General features: G+C 32.1%; 6 protein-coding genes and 1 pseudogene. 2 read left to right on the top strand and 5 right to left on the bottom strand.

All coding sequences use genetic code 11. The annotated features are described in order from the left end of the window. From TY19_RS27345 to TY19_RS09975, 5 genes and pseudogenes are all read right to left on the bottom strand, one after another. A pseudogene (locus tag TY19_RS27345) lies at positions 1–113 on the bottom strand (IS982 family transposase); the annotation flags it as partial. Beyond that, positions 114–731, bottom strand: a complete 618-nt coding sequence (locus TY19_RS27340; protein WP_445082243.1) for an ATP-binding cassette domain-containing protein — start codon at positions 729–731, stop codon at positions 114–116. Between the two features lie 19 nt (positions 732–750). Then, positions 751–1,887: an ABC transporter ATP-binding protein gene (locus TY19_RS09985; RefSeq protein ID WP_042280369.1), complete on the bottom strand. Its 1,137-nt coding sequence runs from the start codon at positions 1,885–1,887 to the stop codon at positions 751–753. Positions 1,888–1,899: 12 nt separating this feature from the next. Then, positions 1,900–3,459, bottom strand: coding sequence for a DUF4135 domain-containing protein (locus TY19_RS09980; protein ID WP_042282194.1), 1,560 nt, complete (start codon positions 3,457–3,459; stop codon positions 1,900–1,902). Then, positions 3,440–3,673, bottom strand: coding sequence for a hypothetical protein (locus TY19_RS09975; protein ID WP_042282192.1), 234 nt, complete (start codon positions 3,671–3,673; stop codon positions 3,440–3,442). The genes TY19_RS09980 and TY19_RS09975 overlap by 20 nt, the downstream gene beginning before the upstream one ends. A 281-nt stretch (positions 3,674–3,954) precedes the next feature. Here TY19_RS09975 and TY19_RS09970 point away from each other — a divergent pair, with 281 nt between their 5' ends. Both TY19_RS09970 and TY19_RS09965 read left to right on the top strand, forming a co-directional pair. Beyond that, positions 3,955–4,218, top strand: a complete 264-nt coding sequence (locus tag TY19_RS09970; RefSeq protein WP_042282190.1) for a DUF4160 domain-containing protein — start codon at positions 3,955–3,957, stop codon at positions 4,216–4,218. Positions 4,219–4,225: 7 nt separating this feature from the next. Beyond that, on the top strand, positions 4,226–4,443 hold a 218-nt coding region (locus tag TY19_RS09965), incomplete at its 3' end, for a DUF2442 domain-containing protein (RefSeq protein ID WP_042282188.1).

Below are 4,443 nucleotides of genomic sequence, written 5' to 3'. Positions count from 1 at the left end.
TCTTTTGAAATAACCCCCTTATCATCAAATGGCTTCTCAGAAATCCCTTTTGACAAGGTTTCGGCAATAGAGACATCAGCAGCATTTCCAGAGTTAAGCTGAAAAGCCAAAATTTATGATTGGTTTAACTGATATTGTTTAGCTTGTTGAAAAAATAAATGAGCGTATTCTTGGTCTGCTCTCAGCAAATAATCTTGAGTGCCTTCTTCTACTAATTTGCCAAATTTAAAAACCAAAATTCGATCAGCCATCTTGATAGATCCGATTCGATGGGTAATCAATAAAACTGTTTTCCCTGAAGATGCATCAGCAAACTGGTTAAATACTTCGATTTCACTTTTTGGATCTAAGGAAGCTGTAGGTTCATCTAAAATTAACAAGCTTGCATTTTTAACAAAGCTGCGAGCCATGGCAATTTTTTGCCATTCTCCACCAGATAAAGATGTTCCACCGAATTCTTTTCCAAGAGGTGTCAATAAACCGTTTGGAAGGTTTTGCAATGTTTTTTCCAATCCACCAGCTTTTGCTGCTTGTAAAATATGCTCTTCATTGGCATGTATGTTTCCAAGCAAAATATTTTCGCGTACAGTAAAGTGATAATGTCCAAAATCTTGAAAACTTCCGCTTATTAAGGCTCTCCAATTCTGGATATTGATTGTTTTCAAATCTACACCCTCTACAGTAATTCTTCCTTCGGCTGGATCGTAAAATCGAAGTAATAATTTTACGATCGTAGATTTCCCGGCACCGTTATGATCGACAAGGGCCTATTTTTTCACCTTTACGAATTTTAAAGCTTACATTTGTAAGAGCACATCGCCCATCAGGATAAGAAAAAGAAACATTTTCAAAACTAATTTCTTGAGTAAAAACGGGCATTATTTTTGAGTTTTGATCGGAAATTGAGTGATTCGAAGAAGCTAGAAAACGCTTTAGCTTACTAAAAAAAAGAATAATCGGAGTCATCATTCCTGTGTAAGAAATACATCCGGACAGTTGAGACTGGGTCATTACAAGTGCCTGAATCGCTACTACGAGTTCGCTAATTTCTAATGCTTTATTTTTTGTTTGTATGATGATTTGAGATAGGATGAAAAGATAACCCAGAACTGTTACCCCAGATAAAAAAATGGATAGAAAAGATTTCTTCCATCGCTCTTTAGATAAGGCAATATGTAAAGCTAAAGCTCCTTGTTTATACTTTTGGATCAAATAATCTCCGAAAGCAAAAAGCCTCAATTCTTTTGCTATACGCCCGTCTAAAGGTAAAGAAGCGATCCAACCAAGTTTTCTGGCCTCTGGACTTGAAAACAGCATTTGGTCCCATGATTGTTTTTCAAACCAAAATGTTGAAAAAGCGTGAGGCAAGCTTGCTAAAAACATGGCAATAGGAACCCACCATTCAAGAGAACCCAATACAAATAAGACAGCTATGAGTGCGATGCATTCTTTTAGAAATCCTGAACATACATATACAAAATTTAAAGGGCGCCTTGAAGATTCGTTTTTTAGGAACTGTATTTCGTCATATAATTTAGAATTTTCAAATGAATCAAGGCCTTGAATAGCGGAAGCCTTTTCCATTAGTAAAACGTTACAATGACATAAAAATTTTTCATTCAAATGTAATCTGAAAATGGAGACGATGGGACTTAATACAGTATCTGCTAATAGTAGTCCCGTCCATATAGAAACAAACATATAAGGAAAGGAAGATTCTAAGCTGATCCAATCTATCATAGCTTGAATCGAGTAAAGTGACGCTGCTGGGATTAATCCTTGAAGGAGGACAAATGTAAATAAAAAAATAGCTTCGCATGGGGCGGAGAGTAAAAGCTGTTTGATCGACCAGAAAAATATGCGCGTTTTAGAGCTCATCACTTTCATGTTTTTTCTTTATTAAAGATAGGGAACTAAATGTTTTTGTAAAATTTTGCAATCAAATTGCATTTTTTCATTTGATCTTTGCAAAAATTGATGCCTTAATCTCAATACTCCTGTCTCAGAAAAAACATTTGAATATTGGTGGCCATGTCCATCGTATAAGTCTTTTGCATTGGGATAATAAAAAAAATAAGGAATATTAAGAGATAATAATTCTTTTGTCTCATATGAACTATATGGAGTACTTCCTAATTTATTTAAAATGATAGTTTCTGCGAGTTTTTTTGACCTCATACTCTCAGGTTGTTGAGTTTTTCTCACTAAATATAAATACGAAAGAGTATCTCTAAGTACGACACGAATTTTAATATTTTCTAATTCGCTCCACCATTTCTGATCATTTAAAATATTATTTACATTTGCAGATATTAATTTATAGCCATGGCAATATCCTTCCTTAATATAAGGAATATATTCATGAGCTGCATAAGGTTTGCCCTTGAAATATGGATAGTGATGTTGAGGAGAAAAGTTTGTTTTTTGATATCTTAATTCAATTTCATCTGTATGGTCATAAATTGCATGTGGATTTAAATAGTCATGTTTTAGACCGACAGGAGCTTGAAATAAAGAATTTAGAAAGTGCGTTTCATTGCAATCGGTGATTTTTTGGATCATTCCAGTTGTAAGTATATTTTTATGTTTTAATACAGAGTCATCGAAGTTTTGAAAAAGTGTTTCACAATCAATTAAAATAGGAAAACTTCCTTTCGCTATGAAATTTTCACAATGCCCATCAGTGTAATTAAGGCTATCTGCAATGGATAATAAAGTCCCAGCCCGTCGGTAAAAATTACTGATATCTTCTAGGTTTTCACACGGTTCATGCTCAATGTATTTAGTCCAGCCATATTCACCCATGGATAAAGTTTCAAATTTTTGTAAATCATAAGGATATTTGAGATCTAGAATTTCAATATATTTGTTCAATAGAATATTTGGATGAAGATCAACTGGTTTATATATAATTTTAGTATCGTCAGATAAAATATATAAGAGAGACTGTTGCGAAAAATGTCTATCAGATCCATTCAGTGGGGAAATTTCTTTGATTTTGACGCTAAGTGGTATTTTGAGCCACTTAAAAAGATTTATTTGGCTCTCTTTGAATCTCAGTATGCTTTTTAACAGAGCTTGGCACATCATCGTTATAAAAGAGTCTATTACCTCAAAAAGGAAAGGATAATTACTGATAATAGATAAAGCTGTTTCAGTGTATTTGATACCATCAACAAAAAAACTTTCATAGCGATCTTGTGGGCAATTTCCGAATAATTTTCCCTCAGATTTTGCTTTATTTATCTCATATACAATAGTTGGTAAAAGAACTTGGTCTAACTCATGTGCAATAGTTTCAAAATAGCTATTTAAAAAATTTTTTGAAGAATTTGAAAAAAAATTTTCTTTTTTTAATTTACTTTCTAAATTTTCTATTTCCCTATTCAGAGAAGATAGAAAATATTGCGCGCGAAAAGCGTCTTTAATAATCCTTGGATTAAGGGCGCAATGAACCATATTTAGAACTCACATCAAAAATGCTAATAGAATTTAAAGATTGTGTTGGCTTGAAAATAGCTGCTATTTCTCGTTTTTTTAAATGCTGGATGCAAGGTCGGTTATCACAAGTACCTGTAGCTCTACATCTACCATTCATTAAACCAGGAGCATAAAACTTCCAATCAAAATTTAAGAATTCCAATTCCTTTTTTCCAAGAAAATCTTTTTTCATTACATCACCTTGTCCTTAATTAAAAATATCCTTGTTTAATTTTTCCGATAAACTTTCATGATCAACCGGGTGGGAAAATATCACAAAATAGGCATTCTACAAATATAAATCTTATTTTGCTTATGCTTTTTATTTTAAATTGGTTTTTTATTTTTAATAATAAAGTTTTTGAATTATAAATTGAGAAAAATAAAAAATGGAAATCAATTATCTAAACAAATTATATTTCTTAAATTGTAGAACTTTTTAATTTATGTTAAAATGAAAAAGAGAGAAGAAAAATGCCTGAAATTAGTAGATTTCTCGGAATTATTATAACAATGTATTATAAAGATCACCGGCCTCCACATTTTCATGCAAAATACGGAGAGTACAAAGCTTGTTTTTCTATTCACGAATTAGAATTATTTGAAGGCAGCTTGCCTAACCAAGTAATAACTATTATCCTTGAATGGGCTTTTCTTCATCGTCATGAATTGTTGCAAAACTGGAAGCTTTTGGAACAAGAAGCACCATTAAATAAAATTGAACCATTAGTAAAATAGGTAATTTATGCACTTTGTGAAAGATGTAAAATATATGCGTGCCTATCAGTTGGCTATTACATTTGAAGACAATAAGACTAAGCTTATTGATTTAAATGGACATTTAGAAAAAGGGATTTTCAAATTATTAAAGGATGTTTCTTATTTTAAAACTGTACGATTGGATAAGGATTTAGATACAATTGTATGGGACAATGGAGCTGATATTTCTCCAGATTTTCTATA

The sequence above is a fragment of the Candidatus Protochlamydia sp. R18 genome (genome assembly GCF_000648255.1).
Classification (GTDB): domain Bacteria; phylum Chlamydiota; class Chlamydiia; order Chlamydiales; family Parachlamydiaceae; genus Protochlamydia; species Protochlamydia amoebophila.
This window is presented reverse-complemented; position numbering and strand designations above follow the sequence as displayed.

Excerpts from the sequence above, each read along its gene's own strand:
- TY19_RS09980 (WP_042282194.1), bottom strand. The coding sequence starts at position 3,459 with ATGGTTCATTGCGCCCTTAATCCAAGGATTATTAAAGACGCTTTTCGC.
- TY19_RS09970 (WP_042282190.1), top strand. The coding sequence starts at position 3,955 with ATGCCTGAAATTAGTAGATTTCTCGGAATTATTATAACAATGTATTAT.
- TY19_RS09985 (WP_042280369.1), bottom strand. The coding sequence starts at position 1,887 with ATGAAAGTGATGAGCTCTAAAACGCGCATATTTTTCTGGTCGATCAAA.
- TY19_RS09975 (WP_042282192.1), bottom strand. The coding sequence starts at position 3,673 with ATGAAAAAAGATTTTCTTGGAAAAAAGGAATTGGAATTCTTAAATTTT.